The following is a 14,136-nucleotide window of genomic DNA, read 5'->3' on the forward strand; positions in this document are numbered from 1 at the left end:
CCAACCCAAACCAAATTGCCACCACCGGTCACGGAGGGCGGCGCCTGACTGGAGATAATCCATGAGTTACAACTGCGCATATGTCCGGCAGCACTATCAGGTACCCGCCGAAATCGGCCGGCGGGTCATTGCCTACGGGAAGCCCGGCGTCATCTTGGCCGATCGTGGCCACTACATCGGCGTGGTGCTGGACGAAGACCCGAAGAAGCGGATCAGCAACTACCACCCAACCCACGAAATGCAGTACGGCGAGATGGCCGAAACGCTTCCACTCAAAGAGTGGATGGTCCTGCCGTTCAACCATGACTGGGATGATCTCAACTGGAACCGAGAGGCCCGAGAAGACCTGGTCAGGGTGTGGGCGGCTACTCGAGGCCAGGCAAAATACAAGGCCTATGAGCGACTTCAAGATTACTGCCACAGCATCAAGGCGATGCTCCGCTTCAAGGTCCGCCGCGCCTAACAAGCGTCTCGGCTACTGCGCCGGCATGTATGCAAGTATCGCTTGGCTGACCGCAGCAATCGCGGCGAAACCAGCAGCCCACTTATTCCACTTTGTCTGAAGCTCGGCTGTTTCAAGTACGTCAAATTTTCCCTTGTCCGTCTCGACAGAAATGCTCGCTTCCCACAATCCGCTAGCGTCTCGCTTCTCTCTGTATGGTGCTTTGACCATCGCTGAGCGCACCCACAGCCCACATGAAATCAACGAACTCACGCACAGGATGAACGTGCAAGCGGCCTTCAAAGTTTCCATTCATAAGCTCCAAAAGTTCTGACGCTATTTACCTCACTTCAACGAATCACGCCAGCCGGCGAGGATCCCCTATGTCCCCATCTCATCAGATTCTGATCGGCGACTGCATTGAGTCGATGCGGACGCTGCAGGACCAGTCGGTAAATACCTGTGTCACTTCACCTCCCTACTACGGGCTGCGTGACTACGGCATGGCCGGGCAGATCGGCCTTGAGGAAACACCTGCTGAATTTATCGGGCGTTTGGTTGAAGTGTTTCGCGAAGTACGCCGCGTGCTGCGTAACGACGGAACTGTTTGGGTGAACATGGGCGACACCTACGCATCAATCGCAGGAGGCTACGCACCTGGTGGTTCAGCGGGTAAGCACGATATGGTTTCTCAGGCTACGCGCGGAGCGGTACTGCGTGGCAGGCGGCGGTCACCGCCGATAGGACTAAAACAGAAAGACTTGATGGGCATCCCCTGGCGCCTCGCCTTCGCCCTTCAAGAAGATGGCTGGTACCTGCGCCAGGACATCATTTGGCACAAGCCGAATCCCATGCCTGAATCCACCAGGGACAGGTGCACAAAGTCGCACGAATACCTGTTCCTGTTGAGCAAGTCACCTCGCTATTACTATGACCAGGATGCAATCAAGGAGCCTGTAGCACTCAGTTCGATCACTCGAATGGCGCAGGATATCGAGCAACAGCAGGGCAGCGACCGAGTGCCCGGAAAGGCAAACGGGCCAATGAAAGCTGTGCGCAGCAAGCGGGACAGTTTCAAGCGTGATGATTCGAAGCGAGAGCAACCCATCCCCGGGCAGTCATCGGGAACACACCGGCCAGACCGAGAGGAAAGCGCTTGGCCCTTGGACACGCGTAACAAGCGCAGTGTGTGGACGGTGCCGACTCAAGGTTTCAAGGGTGCGCACTTCGCGACTTTTCCTCCGGACCTGATCAGGCCTTGCATCCTTGCCGGTGCACCACTCGGCGGCGTCGTGCTTGACCCGTTCGCCGGTGCCGGCACTACGTCGGTGGTCGCGATGCAGGAAGGTCGCAGATCCATCCTGTGCGAACTGAACCCGGAATACGCCGCAATGGCTGAGCGCCGGATCGCAGCGGCCTGGCTGGACGGTGCAGCGCAGATGGACGTTTTCCGCGACTTACCCCCAGCAGCATAAATCCCCCACTCTACCGCCCGGGCATGACCCGGCATAGGACGCCCCATGCCCACAGAAAACAAACCGACTGATCCATTCGGCCCGAACGGTCGCACCTTCCACATTCATCTGAGCGTGCGCGGCGCGCTGCGCGACTTCAGCAAGCGCCAGCTCAAAGGCATGTTCCGCTTTGAGGGTGGCCGTGAGTGCACCGCCGACGAGGCGAAGGATCATCTACTTGAAGCGCTGGCCCAAGGCAATGAGGTTTTGCCGTTCGGACCGCCGTGCGAGGGATTCGACTTTTCCGGCGGTGGGTGCCCAGGGCATGACAACGACAAGGAGGTTGCATGAAGCGCATCTACCTCAGCGGCCCAATGACCGGCCTGCCCGCCCTCAACTTCCCCGCATTCGCCGCAATGACCGCCAACCTACGCGCCGACGGACACACCGTCACCAACCCCGCCGAGATCAACCCTGACGGCGGTTCCTGGGTCGACTGCATGCGCCGCGACATCGCCGCCCTGATGGACTGCGACACGGTGGCCACGCTCCCGGGCTGGGAGCATTCAAAGGGCGCCCGCCTCGAAGTGCTGATCGCTGAACGCCTCGGCATGACGGTTGTGAATGCCCATGATCTGGTATCGATGGAGATTGCAGGATGAGCGAAGTTCACCGCTACAACGTTGTGACAATGCTTTCTGAGGGCGGGAACCGAATCGGCTACGACCCTCACGGGCCAGAGGTTGTCATGGCTTCCGAATTTGATCGGGTCACCGCCGAGCGTGATGGTCTACAGCTGAGCCTGACCACGGCAGACCAGGCCATTGACGACCTTCAGGCCGCAATCGCTCGACGTAACCGGCGGATTGATGAGCTTTCGGCAGAAATTGCAACAGTGCGGCAAGGCCCGTGCAAAATGATCGTCGGGGACGAACTGCCATGACCAATCGACCAATAGTCCGAACCACCACCGGCGCGACGGTGACGCTCACGATCGAGCTGACCAACCTGGGCAGCTGGGGACCAGACTGCCAGATCGATCAGGTTTATCGGCAAGCCCGTGAAGCGGCAATCGGTCGCATCAACCGAGCATTTAAGGACGACCAGCGAGGCGTTCGAATCCTTGGGCCGGTGGTCGTGAAGGCGATAACAACGGATGTCGAGCTGCGCGGGTAAGCCCGCCTCGAGGAGTGCATCTGTACTCCGCCCCGTATTAACTCCCTCCCCCTTCAAAGTCAGCCGCTATAGCGGCAAAGGACGAAGTCATGCCCAAGCATAAGCCAGAGCTGGCCAGTATCTACAACGTGTTCGGTCTCAGTTCTAACCATGAACTGTCGACCCTTCTGGTCAATGTCGAAAACACTAAGCGCTTTGCCGATCTGCTGCACGACGTGGAGCTCGAGTTCTTCATGGTGCCCGGCGAACCATCGGGCGAGACCGAGGACGAAGGCGCACCGATTTACGCCGAGTGCCTGGTCAGTCGCTGGGGATCCACACCGGCTGAATACCTGAAGCAGTTCAAGGCGGCGTTACCTATCGCAGCAGCGAACTCGATACCGGACTATGAAGCGCCCCAAGCCGGCGAGAAGTGGTCGCTCACTGGCGATAATGGCTCGTGGGATTACGACAGCCTTGATGAATTGCTCAAGGACAACTACGGCCACGACAGCGATGGCGACGGGCACCCAGCAAGTTACAGGGCCGGGCTGTACGAGGGCGGCACGGTATATCGCGGCACTGAGTGCAAGGACGATCCGGCAGCCTTCTTGCCTGACCAAGACGATTTGCTCGAGCATATGAGCGAGCGGGCCTATGACAGCGACGCTGGTGAATGGGTCGACAACTACCCAACACTGAGTTCTGAGGCAAAGCTGGAGCTGGAACGCGCCATGCGGCCGCTCAAGGCGTGGGCGCGCAAACACTGCCAGCCTGAATTCTTCACGGTCAAGGACGTCGCCCCGCACATCGTCACCGCTGAAGATGTGAGCCGGAGCAGGAAGTCATGATCGCCCTCGCCTGGTTCGCCTACGTGTACTGCTACAAGGGGCCGCGGTGATGAACAGACTAGTAACAGAACAGGATTTCAGAAAGCCAGAGTTCAGGGGCGAAAAGCCCGAGGACTACGAGTTCCGGGAAGACGGTGCAGTTGTCCGCAAGGATCGATGGCAAACGGCGATCCATCAGATTCGCTGCACTGTCGGACCAAAAGGCCGGGAGTTTGAAATCGCGGACGTGGTCAAGGCCGTAGAGAGGCTGGCAGGCAACTGGCAAGACGCTGAGCCTGATGAAGACCCTTCCCACCAGACGATAGACCTTCGCCTTTCCTGCGGGACGGTTCTGGCTCGATGCGAGCGAGGACCAGCCCCTCTGCCTTTCACCTACCACTGGCAATTCGGCGCTATCGACTTCACCCGAGCGGACTTCGGCGCAGACGTCATCGAGTGGCAAGAATCGCCGCCACTGCCCGCCGAACAGATCTAACCCCTCTTCCACCTACCAGCCGGCCGGTGAACGGCGGGCGAGGAATCCTGCATGTTCGAATTTCTGAAAAAACGCTTTCGCCGCAAGCACGCCGATAAGCTCGCCGCGCCCACTCCGGCCAGTCGGTCAGGCAGCAGCTTCGCTGCCTCTTCATCCCAGTCGACCAGAAGCGACTCGTCATCGGATCTGCTCAACCCACTGAATCCTCTCAGCCCGCTGAGTCCATTTAGCCCATTGAATCAGGTCGACACCTACGAGCCTTCGCGGTCGAGCAGACATTGCGATACCAGCAGCTACTTCAGCTACGACAGCGGGAGCAGTTACTCATCCAGCGATAGCTGTAGTTCATCCAGCTCGAGCGACAGCGGTTCCAGTTACAGCAGCGATTAATCACCCTCCCCACCTTCTGCCGCCACGCGCGGCATGGAGCATCATCATGGCAGCAGCTGAACAGATACCGGTTGAGTACCTGTCCGACAAGGTCGCGGAGAAGAACTTCGCGGAGATGGTCGGCACCACCCGGCGCGCGCTCCAGGGTAAGCGCCAGCGCAACATCATCCCGAAAGGGGTGTGGAACGAAATCGACGGGCAGATTTACTACAGCATCAGGAGATATGAGGCATGGCTAGAAAGCCTTTGGGATTGCCCGCCGGAGTTGAATTCGCAGGTCAATCAGTCCGCATTCGCTTCACCTGGCAGTTCCGGCGCTGCGAGACCCTCGCCTATTCCCAAACGCCAAAAGGCATTAAAGCGGCCGCAGATCTACGCGCTACAGTAATTAGCCTGATCAAGCACGGCGTGATGGACGACCAGCGTTACGCCGAGCTTTTCCCAAACTCGACCTACTCAACCTATTCTGCGACGCCGCTGTTCGGAGAGTATGCGCAGACCTGGCTCGACAGTCGGGAAGTAGTCGGCGGCACCCGAAAAAACTACCGGATATCCCTCAACCTTTACTGGATGCCTCACCTCGCGCTGCTCCCAATCGATCAGATCAATTCCGCGATGCTGCGGAAAATCGCCGGCGAGACGAAGTGGAAATCATCGACTGTAAAGAGGTCGGCGATCCAGCGGCTGCACACGATGTTTGAATGCGCAGTGAATGATGAGTTGATCACGCGGAACCCAGTCGGCTCGATCGAACTGCCGGCGAAGGCGAAGAAACCCGTTGATCCTTTCACGGTTGCGGAAGCGGACGTGATCATCGGACACCTATATAAGGTGCTGGCCGGTTCGATGCAGGTATACGCGGCCTACTTTGAATTCGCGTTTTATACCGGCATGCGGCCAAGTGAGATAGCGGCGTTACGTTGGGATGAGGTTGATACAGAGGGACGTGTCGCCAACGTGTGCAGAATCGTGGCTGACTACAAAATCGAGGAGCGCACGAAAACCCGCGAGACGCGGCGAGTCATGCTGAACAGCAGGGCATTGAATGCGGTTGAGGTGGCCAAGGGTGTGGCTGAGTTGAGGGCGAAGCAAAGCCGGCGCCAGCACAAACAATCGCCGTATGTGTTCCCGCCGACCAAGAACTTTGAGTTCATTCAGCAGGCCAGCGTGACCGACAAACACTTCAAGGCGGCGCTGGTCGCATTGAAGATCAGGGCCAGACGGCAATACAACTGCCGGCACACTTACGCTACCATGTGCCTAATGGCAGGCATGAACCTCGGGTTCATTGCGAATCAGCTCGGCCACAGCGTGCAAATGCTGCTGTCGACATACGCCCGGTGGATCAACTCCAGTGAAGACTGGAGTGAAGTCGGGAAGCTGGAGCAAAGCCTGATTGGTACAAAATTGGTACAGACAGAAACCGTACCCCTCTAGAACCCATACGGAATAAAGCTCTGTGACATTGGAACAGAATTACACCGCGATTCTCGGCCAATTGGGCGAGGACGTCTCCCGCGAGGGCCTGCTCGACACGCCCAAGCGTGCCGCCAAAGCCATGCAGTACCTCTGCCGCGGTTATGAACAGACACTCGAAGAAGTCACCAACGGTGCCTTGTTCAGCTCCGACAACAGCGAAATGGTGCTGGTGAAAGACATCGAGCTGTACTCGTTGTGCGAACACCACCTGCTGCCGTTCATCGGCAAGGCCCACGTCGCCTACATCCCGAGCGGCAAGGTGCTGGGGCTGTCGAAAGTCGCGCGGATCGTCGACATGTACGCCCGCCGCCTGCAGATCCAGGAAAACCTCAGCCGCCAGATCGCCGATGCGGTCCAGCAAGTCACCGGCGCCCTGGGCGTTGCGGTGGTGATCGAGGCCAAGCACATGTGCATGATGATGCGCGGTGTGGAAAAGCAGAATTCGTCGATGATCACCTCGGTGATGCTGGGTGAGTTCCGTGAAAACGCGGCCACTCGCAGCGAATTCCTCAGTCTGATCAAATAATTTGCAAATCGAGTAGGAGGCGGATTCACATCCGCCGTCCTCTCACACCACCGTACGTACGGTTCCGTATACGGCGGTTCAGGTTATGCGGCTAAGCCGGTTTATCGTATCCAGTATCGAGACCAGCCCGAGGTTGTCCCATAGTTTCTTCGCCAGCGCCTGATTCATATGTGACGCTCCCGAGTTCCACCATGGGCCCCGCCCGTTGAACGCTGATTTGCAGGCCCGCTCTTTTCTGAGTCCCAGTCGCATCAGGTTGCGTGCCCTCGTGGAGGGCCACTTCCATTGACGCCAGAGGACGCAGCGAAGTTTGCGCCGCACCCAGCCGTCCAGTTCTTCAAGTGGCCTTCTGCTTCGGCTAAGCTGGAAATAACCTGCCCAACCGCGTAGCACCGGGTTTATTCGCTCGATGATCGTAGCCATCTTGCAACCCTGCGCGCCGTGCAGCAGCTCTCTGAGCCGATCGCGCAAGCGATTCAGGCTCATCGTTGCCACTTTCAGCTTTGGCTGTTTGTGCAAGCTCATCCCGTAACCCAAATAATCACAGACCCACGGGCGTGCCACACGGCTCTTGTCCCGATTCAACGTTAGTTTCAGACGCTGACTCAGGAAGCGCTCAACCTTGGCCAGCACACGTTCGCCCGCACGCCGACTACGCACATAAATGTTGGCATCGTCGGCATAGCGCACAAAACGATGACCCCGCCGCTCCAATTCACGGTCCAATTCATTGAGCAGGACATTCGACAGCAACGGCGAGAGCGGGCCGCCTTGCGGCGTGCCTTCCTGCCGACGACTGACGATCCCGCCCGACATAGCTCCCGCTTCGAGGTAACGACGGATCAGTCTGAGTACGCGCTTGTCTTCGACGTGACGCTCTATCTTGTCCATCAAAACGTCGTGATTCACTCGATCAAAGAACTTCTCAAGATCAAGCTCCACACACCAGCGGTGACCCGCTGCCACATGATCGCGGGCAGTTTCGATAGCTTGATGAGCACTTCTGCCCGGACGAAAGCCGTAGCTGTAGTCCGAAAACAGAGGGTCGAGGATCGGCGTCAGCTGTTGCAGCAAAGCCTGTTGGATCAGGCGATCCACGACATTGGGGATACCCAGTTGCCGTGTTCCACCTTTGGGTTTGGGGATGTCGACGGCGCGCACACCTTGCGGGTGATACTCACCGACCAGCAACCGAGCCTTGAGGATCGGCCAATACTGTTTCACGTAGCCCGCCAATTCGTCGACCGTCATGCCATCGGCACCCGGCGCACCCTTGTTGCTGACCACACGTTGATACGCACGCCTGAGGTTGGCGGGTGCAAGCACCCGCTCCATCAGCGTGTCCGGCTCCGCATTCGTCCACGCCAAAGACGCCGCCGATGTTTGCGCCCTGTCAGCCGTCATCCTCGGATACCGTCCGGGACTTGAGATAACAGTTTTCTCTTGGAGAATATTCTGCGTTTCAACATTCGACGAGACCGTGACGCCTACTGGCGGCATAACCTGTTCGGCCCTTGGTGGCGCGGTTATTCGCCACTTACTACGGCCTCGGCTGACTTCTGCACGTCCATCCCGTCGCCTCTCGACGCTCGGTAGCACAGTGGCAAACGTGCAGATCTCCCAGGGTAATTCGCGCGACCTTCCTGCTTATGCCTGTCGGATTTACGTCACAGCGTTCCGTGCAAGTATTGGGCTTTGACGATCATGGCCGCCTTACCCCGCTGCGCCGCCTCATCCGCTTCCTGTTCGTCAGGCCAGCATTTTGCCTCGGGCTTCCTTCAGATTCGCAGTCACCCGCGACACCCTTGCCTCTGGCTAACACTTCCCCTTGCCGGGTGTGTAGAGGACTTTCACCTCCAAGTCACCAGCGTGGCCACCACAGCCAAACTGGTTGCGCTTGCGCGCAACGCGCCATGCCTGGCGCACCACGAAGAAAACCGGCACTCATCGCCGGTTTTTTTTCGTCTGTGAAAAATCAGGTAAGCTGCGCGCCTTCTTTCGCCCCGTGAGGCTTGTACCGTGTTCGTTAAAGCGCTTCGTGTCGGCCTTGGCCAACTGATCATCTTCATCGACTTCATCACCCGCCCGGGCAAGAAGCAGCGCCCCGCCGCTGCTCAGGCTCAGGTCGAAACGGCCGCCAAAGGCCTGACCCTGTATCAGTTCCACGCCTGCCCGTTCTGCGTAAAAACCCGTCGTACCTTGCGCCGCCTGAATGTGCCGGTGGCGTTGCGTGATGCGAAGAACAACGAGCAGGATCGCCAGACACTGCTGGAACAGGGCGGCAAGATCAAGGTGCCGTGCCTGCGTATTGAAGAGAATGGGCAGACCACGTGGATGTATGAGTCCAAGGTGATTATTGATTATCTGGATAAGCGGTTTGCGGCGGCCTGAGATTTTGGCGGTGTCCTTGCGGACGCCATCGCCAGCAAGCCGGCTCCTACAAATAGGCGGCGCACACTAGATTTGTGACCGCCACACCCCTTGTAGGAGCCGGCTTGCTGGCGATGAGGCCCGCCCGAACACCACAAAACCAGACCAAAAAAACCGGCCCTTGAGCCTAATGCCGATCAGTTAGGCGAAAGCTGCCCCCTGTAGGAGCGAGCTTGCTCGCGATGGACGTTAACGATAACGCGTATTTTCTGGATAAACGCGTCGCCTTGAAGTCCATCGCGAGCAAGCTCGCTCCTACAAATCTGCTTAACTGACCGGCATTAGCCCTTGAGCCGGTTTTTTTGGTTCTGCGATCAGGCCGCTTTCGCCTTCTGCGCCTGACGCACCACCGCCGCCAATCGCTTCAACCCTTCATCCAGCCGCGCCGGATCGATATGGCTGAAGTTCAGCCGTAGATGCCCCGGATGGCTATCCGGTTCAGGGAAAAACGGCTCACCCGGCATGAACGCCACATCCGCCGCCAGCGCAGCCTTGAGCAACGTCCGAGTATCCAGCGGTTGCTTCAGCGTCAGCCAGAAAAACAGCCCGCCCTGGGGCACGTTCCAATCGGCCAGATCAGCGAAATGGGTTTCCAGCGCCGACTGAAACGCGTCCCGCCGAACCCGATAGAAGTCACGCAATTCACTCAGGTGATGCTGAAATTTCTCTGTACCGATCCATTGCAGCGCCTGCCACTGGCCGACCCGATTGGTGTGCAGGTCGGCAGATTGCTTGAGCTTCAGCAAGTGTGGGAACAGGTCAGGACTGGCGATCAGATAACCCACTCGCAACCCCGGCAATAGGGTTTTCGACACGGTGCCGGTGTAGATCCAACTGGCCTTTTTCAAGCGACTGACAATCGGCGTGGCACTGCCGCCGTCGAATGTCAGCTCGCGGTACGGCTCATCTTCGATCAGGGTGACGCCGAACTCATCCAGCAAGGCTGCCACAGCGTCGCGCTTGGCTTCGCTGTAGCGCACGGCCGACGGGTTCTGGAAGGTCGGGATCAGGTAGATGAACGCCGGGCGGTGTTTTTCAAGGCGTGCACGCAGTTGCATCAGGTTCGGACCATCAGCCTCCAGCGGCACGGTGATGCAGTTGGCACCGAACAGTTGAAAGATCTGCAACGCGGCCAGGTAAGTCGGCGCTTCAAGCAGGATCTCGGTGCCTTTGTCGATGTAGAGCTTCGCTGCCAGATCGAGGGTTTGCTGGGAACCGCTGACCACCAACACCTGGCTCGCCTCGCATGGCACGCCCAATGCTCGCGCCTGCGCCGCCAACGCTTCACGCAACGCCGGCTCGCCCTCGCTCATACCATATTGACCCATGGACAGCGGCATGTCGGCCCACTCGACTTTCGGCAGCATGACTTCGGCCGGCAGGCCACCGGCGAACGACATCACTTCCGGCCGTTGGGCCGCAGCAAGGATTTCACGGATCAGAGAACTTTTAAGGCGCGAGACACGTTCGGAAAAAGCCATGGGGGTCACCGGTAGCGAGGCCTGAGGAAAATGAGTCAAACTGCTTGACCGAAATTACGACAACCCGAACGGATACGTCAACATGCTTGACCTTAAAAATCCCGCCTCCCAACAGCAGGCCATGGAGGCGTTTTTCTTCGGCTACCAGGCGTTTACCGCCAAGGCCGACGAAATGCTCGAGCGTCGCGGCTTGAGCCGGGTGCATCAACGCATCGTGTTTTTCATCGCCCGTTACCCGAACCTGAGCGTCAAGGAATTGCTAGCGTTGCTTGGCGTGAGCAAGCAGGCGTTGAACATTCCGTTGCGGCAGTTGGTGGAAATGCATTTGGTGGACAGCGTTGCGTCGGAGACGGACAAGCGTAAACGGCTGCTGGAGTTGACCCACGATGGCGCGCGTTTCGAGCAGTCGCTGCGACGTGAGCAGGTGAAATTGCTGGAGCGGGTGTTTGCCGAGGCTGGGGAGACGGCGGTGAATGGGTGGTTGGCGGTGAATATAGCTCTTGGGAAAAGTCAGACTGTTGTTGATTGACTGTTCTGCCCCCATCGCCAGCAGGCTGGCTCCCACAGTGATCTGTGGTGTACACAAAACCTGTGGGAGCCAGCCTGCTGGCGAAAAGGCCCTCAAAGGCGATATATCCCTATTGAAAAACTTTTCGTCTACAAAATCAAAAACATTATTTGCATTATTTGTATACAAAAGCATAATCCACTGCGTGCGAGTTCCTGACCAAACGGTCAACAAATTCGCGAATGCCTCAAAGGGCCGCTGCCACCCTCATGGGTCCGGCCCTGGAAATAACAATAAAACTCTTGAGGAGTACTCGCTGTGGAAAGCCGCAAATCCGAAGCCCCGACGCTGGAACTCTCGCCGCCGTTACGCACTGGCTGGCTGGAGCGCATCTTCAAACTCAGCTTGCATGGCACCACGGTGAAGACCGAGCTGATTGCCGGTCTGACAACCTTTATCACGATGGCTTACATCATCTTCGTCAACCCCAACATCATGGCTGACGCCGGGATCGATCACGGCGCCGCGTTCGTCGCCACCTGCATCGCCGCCGCGCTGGGCTGCCTGTTGATGGGCCTGTACGCCAACTGGCCGGTCGGCCTGGCGCCGGGCATGGGCCTCAACGCTTTCTTTACCTACACCGTGGTCGGCACCATGGGCTACAACTGGGAAACCGCCCTTGGCGCGGTGTTTGTTTCCGGGGTGTTGTTCATGATCCTGACCTTTTCCAAGATCCGTGAATGGCTGCTCAACAGCATTCCGGTGAGCCTGCGCTTTGCGATGGGCGCGGGGGTCGGTTTGTTTCTCGGGCTGATCGGCTTGAAAACCGCCGGTATCGTCGTCGATAGCCCGGCCACCCTGATCAAGCTTGGCTCGTTGCGCGAACCTGGACCACTGCTGGCCGCCATCTGCTTCCTGATGATCGCCGTGCTCAGCTACCACAAGGTTTTCGGTGCGATCCTCATCAGCATCATCACCGTGACGCTGGCCGGTTGGGGCCTGGGCCTGGTGCATTACGAAGGGATCATGTCGGCACCGCCGAGCCTGGCACCAACCTGGATGGCCATGAACGTCGCCGGCGTGTTCAACGTCAGCATGATCAGCGTGGTGCTGGCCTTCCTCTTCGTGCACATGTTCGACACCGCCGGCACCCTGATGGGCGTCGCCCAGCGCGCCAATCTGGTGAACGCGGACGGCCGGATTGAAAACCTTTCCCGTGCCATGAAAGCCGATAGCGCCTCCAGCGTATTCGGGGCGGTGGTCGGGGTTCCGCCGGTCACCAGTTACGTTGAAAGTGCCGCGGGCGTCGCCGCGGGTGGTCGGACTGGTCTTACCGCAGTGACCGTAGGTGTGCTATTTATTGCAGCCATGTTTTTCGCACCGCTCGCTGGCATGATCCCCGCCTATGCCACCGCCGGCGCGCTGATTTATGTAGCAATGCTGATGATGGGCGGCATGGCGCACATTGAATGGGACGAAGCGACCGACAGCATTCCGGCGATCGTCACCGCGATCATGATGCCGCTGACCTTTTCGGTTGCCGACGGCATCGCGCTGGGCTTTATCACCTACGTGGCGTTGAAGGCAGGCACGGGCAAGTACAAGGAAATATCCGTGAGTCTGTGGGTGCTTTGCGCGATCTTCATCGCCAAGTTCATTTTCTTGTAAGCGGTCTACGTTTCAAAAAACAGTGGTTCAAAACAGCCTCACCCCGTCGGGTGAGGCTTTTGTGCAAATGGAGGAAAGTGATGAGTCTGGAAACCTGGCTGCTGTTCAGCGGCGCTGCGCTGGTGGTGATCCTGATCCCGGGGCCCCTGTCTTTGCTGATGATCAGCAACAGTCTGAATTACGGTTTGCGTCGTTCTTACCCGGCGTTTCTGGGTGGTGTGTTTGCGTCGATCTGCTTGCTCAGTGCGTCCGCCCTGGGTTTGGGCGCGTTGTTGCTGGCGTCGGAACAGCTGTTCAGCGCGCTGAAAATCGTCGGTGCGTTGTACCTGTTTTACCTCGCCTGGCAGAGCTGGCAGCAATCGCGCCAGCCTGCGGTCGGCGCCGAAGTGCCTCAGGCAGCCCCGGTACCCCGCTTTCGCGCCTTGTTTGGGCGCGCCTTTGTACTAGGCGCGAGCAACCCGAAAGACATTCTGTTCTTTGCCGCTTTCCTGCCGCAGTTCCTCAGCGCCGGGCAACCGTTCCTGCCGCAGTTGCTGGTGATGATTGCGACGTGGACCGTGCTGGATCTGCTGTGCAAATTGGCATATGGGCTGGGTGCGCATGGGGCGGCGCGGTATTTGCGTAGTGGCAAGGGGCAGAGTTGGTTTAACCGGGTGAGTGCGGGGTTGTTCAGTGGTGCCGGTGCGGCTTCATTGCTAAGCCGCTAAAGTCAAAAGCATCGCTAGCAGGCTAGCTCCCACATTGGATTTGCGGCGTTCACAAATCCCCTGTGGGAGCTAGCCTGCTAGCGATTACGTCTGCACGGACGCCACATTTCTCCAGACGAAAAAAAGCCCGCAGTGTAAGCGGGCGAAAGACCAAAGAAGCTATATGCGCAGTCGCTTCTCGGAGGAGGCAGCTGCTTGGCGGATCAGCTGCCGCGGTACGTGGAATAGCTGTAGGGCGAAATCAGCAGCGGCACGTGATAGTGATCCTGTTCCGCAGAGATGCCGAAACGCAGCACCACCACATCCAGGAACGCAGGCGTAGGCAACTGAACGCCACGGGCGCGGTAGTAATCGCCCGCATGAAACTGAACCTGATAGACCCCGGTGCGATAGTCATCGCCCTGCAGCAGAGGTGCATCGACACGGCCGTCGCTGTTGGTGATCGCGCTGGCGACCAATTCCAGCTGCGAGCCTTCAACGCGGTACAGCTCGACCTTGATCGAGCTGCCCGGGCAACCGTGTGCAGCGTCCAAAACGTGTGTAGTCAAACGTCCCATTGATTCTGCGCGC

The 14,136-nt window shown here is 58.4% G+C and carries 20 protein-coding genes; 16 read left to right on the forward strand and 4 right to left on the reverse strand.

Annotation, left to right across the window (positions count from 1 at the left end; genetic code table 11):
• The first annotated feature begins 61 nt into the window (after nucleotides 1-61).
• Complete coding sequence (locus ACA066_RS18835) at nucleotides 62-463, forward strand: hypothetical protein (protein ID WP_497696155.1); 402 nt, start codon at nucleotides 62-64, stop codon at nucleotides 461-463.
• 12 nt (nucleotides 464-475) lie between these two features.
• Here ACA066_RS18835 and ACA066_RS18840 read toward each other — a convergent pair whose 3' ends face one another.
• Complete coding sequence (locus ACA066_RS18840) at nucleotides 476-754, reverse strand: hypothetical protein (RefSeq protein WP_497696156.1); 279 nt, start codon at nucleotides 752-754, stop codon at nucleotides 476-478.
• Between the two features lie 71 nt (nucleotides 755-825).
• On the opposite strand from ACA066_RS18840, the gene ACA066_RS18845 reads away from it, so the two are divergent.
• From ACA066_RS18845 to folE, 11 genes are all read left to right on the forward strand, one after another.
• Entirely contained in the window at nucleotides 826-1,917 is a 1,092-nt protein-coding gene (locus ACA066_RS18845; protein WP_497696157.1) for a DNA-methyltransferase, read from the forward strand.
• 45 nt (nucleotides 1,918-1,962) lie between these two features.
• Nucleotides 1,963-2,247: a hypothetical protein gene (locus ACA066_RS18850; RefSeq protein ID WP_497696158.1), complete on the forward strand. Its 285-nt coding sequence runs from the start codon at nucleotides 1,963-1,965 to the stop codon at nucleotides 2,245-2,247.
• Nucleotides 2,244-2,558: a DUF4406 domain-containing protein gene (locus ACA066_RS18855; RefSeq protein ID WP_497696159.1), complete on the forward strand. Its 315-nt coding sequence runs from the start codon at nucleotides 2,244-2,246 to the stop codon at nucleotides 2,556-2,558. Before ACA066_RS18850 ends, ACA066_RS18855 begins: the two co-directional genes overlap by 4 nt.
• Nucleotides 2,555-2,839, forward strand: a complete 285-nt coding sequence (locus ACA066_RS18860; RefSeq protein WP_497696160.1) for a hypothetical protein — start codon at nucleotides 2,555-2,557, stop codon at nucleotides 2,837-2,839. The genes ACA066_RS18855 and ACA066_RS18860 overlap by 4 nt, the downstream gene beginning before the upstream one ends.
• Nucleotides 2,836-3,072 (forward strand): hypothetical protein, encoded by a 237-nt coding sequence (locus ACA066_RS18865; protein ID WP_497696161.1) that lies wholly within the window; start codon nucleotides 2,836-2,838, stop codon nucleotides 3,070-3,072. The genes ACA066_RS18860 and ACA066_RS18865 overlap by 4 nt, the downstream gene beginning before the upstream one ends.
• 89 nt (nucleotides 3,073-3,161) lie before the next feature.
• Nucleotides 3,162-3,902: a hypothetical protein gene (locus tag ACA066_RS18870; RefSeq protein ID WP_497696162.1), complete on the forward strand. Its 741-nt coding sequence runs from the start codon at nucleotides 3,162-3,164 to the stop codon at nucleotides 3,900-3,902.
• 49 nt (nucleotides 3,903-3,951) lie between these two features.
• Entirely contained in the window at nucleotides 3,952-4,377 is a 426-nt protein-coding gene (locus ACA066_RS18875; protein WP_497696163.1) for a hypothetical protein, read from the forward strand.
• A 51-nt stretch (nucleotides 4,378-4,428) separates the two neighbouring features.
• Nucleotides 4,429-4,767, forward strand: coding sequence for a hypothetical protein (locus tag ACA066_RS18880; protein ID WP_497696164.1), 339 nt, complete (start codon nucleotides 4,429-4,431; stop codon nucleotides 4,765-4,767).
• Between the two features lie 46 nt (nucleotides 4,768-4,813).
• Complete coding sequence (locus tag ACA066_RS18885) at nucleotides 4,814-5,155, forward strand: hypothetical protein (protein WP_240040542.1); 342 nt, start codon at nucleotides 4,814-4,816, stop codon at nucleotides 5,153-5,155.
• Nucleotides 5,059-6,204 carry a tyrosine-type recombinase/integrase gene (locus tag ACA066_RS18890; protein ID WP_497699916.1) on the forward strand — a complete coding sequence of 382 codons (1,146 nt, stop codon included), beginning with the start codon at nucleotides 5,059-5,061 and terminating at the stop codon, nucleotides 6,202-6,204. The genes ACA066_RS18885 and ACA066_RS18890 overlap by 97 nt, the downstream gene beginning before the upstream one ends.
• Before the next feature lie 22 nt (nucleotides 6,205-6,226).
• The gene (gene folE, locus ACA066_RS18895; RefSeq protein ID WP_010456659.1) at nucleotides 6,227-6,772 is read left to right on the forward strand and encodes a GTP cyclohydrolase I FolE; all 546 of its coding nucleotides are present in this window, start codon (nucleotides 6,227-6,229) and stop codon (nucleotides 6,770-6,772) included.
• A gap of 78 nt (nucleotides 6,773-6,850) precedes the next feature.
• On the opposite strand, the gene ltrA is transcribed toward folE, so the two are convergent.
• Nucleotides 6,851-8,272 (reverse strand): group II intron reverse transcriptase/maturase, encoded by a 1,422-nt coding sequence (gene ltrA / locus ACA066_RS18900; protein ID WP_497696165.1) that lies wholly within the window; start codon nucleotides 8,270-8,272, stop codon nucleotides 6,851-6,853.
• Between the two features lie 519 nt (nucleotides 8,273-8,791).
• On the opposite strand from ltrA, the gene ACA066_RS18905 reads away from it, so the two are divergent.
• Entirely contained in the window at nucleotides 8,792-9,163 is a 372-nt protein-coding gene (locus ACA066_RS18905; RefSeq protein WP_497696166.1) for a glutathione S-transferase N-terminal domain-containing protein, read from the forward strand.
• A 353-nt stretch (nucleotides 9,164-9,516) separates the two neighbouring features.
• Here the strand turns inward: ACA066_RS18905 and ACA066_RS18910 are convergent, their stop codons facing one another.
• A complete protein-coding gene (locus ACA066_RS18910) occupies nucleotides 9,517-10,683 on the reverse strand; it encodes an aminotransferase-like domain-containing protein (RefSeq protein ID WP_497696167.1) in 1,167 nt (388 codons plus the stop codon).
• Between the two features lie 82 nt (nucleotides 10,684-10,765).
• Between ACA066_RS18910 and ACA066_RS18915 the strand changes: the two genes are divergently transcribed.
• The 3 genes from ACA066_RS18915 (at nucleotide 10,766) to ACA066_RS18925 (ending at nucleotide 13,566) form a co-directional block, all read left to right on the forward strand.
• Nucleotides 10,766-11,212 (forward strand): MarR family winged helix-turn-helix transcriptional regulator, encoded by a 447-nt coding sequence (locus tag ACA066_RS18915; RefSeq protein WP_497696168.1) that lies wholly within the window; start codon nucleotides 10,766-10,768, stop codon nucleotides 11,210-11,212.
• A 297-nt stretch (nucleotides 11,213-11,509) separates the two neighbouring features.
• Nucleotides 11,510-12,859 carry an NCS2 family permease gene (locus ACA066_RS18920; protein WP_497696169.1) on the forward strand — a complete coding sequence of 450 codons (1,350 nt, stop codon included), beginning with the start codon at nucleotides 11,510-11,512 and terminating at the stop codon, nucleotides 12,857-12,859.
• Between the two features lie 80 nt (nucleotides 12,860-12,939).
• Nucleotides 12,940-13,566, forward strand: coding sequence for a LysE family translocator (locus tag ACA066_RS18925; RefSeq protein ID WP_497696170.1), 627 nt, complete (start codon nucleotides 12,940-12,942; stop codon nucleotides 13,564-13,566).
• A 203-nt stretch (nucleotides 13,567-13,769) separates the two neighbouring features.
• Here ACA066_RS18925 and uraH read toward each other — a convergent pair whose 3' ends face one another.
• Nucleotides 13,770-14,123 carry a hydroxyisourate hydrolase gene (gene uraH / locus ACA066_RS18930; RefSeq protein WP_017339772.1) on the reverse strand — a complete coding sequence of 118 codons (354 nt, stop codon included), beginning with the start codon at nucleotides 14,121-14,123 and terminating at the stop codon, nucleotides 13,770-13,772.
• Nucleotides 14,124-14,136 lie beyond the last annotated feature (13 nt).

The sequence above is a fragment of the Pseudomonas sp. LBUM1651 genome, assembly GCF_059716135.1.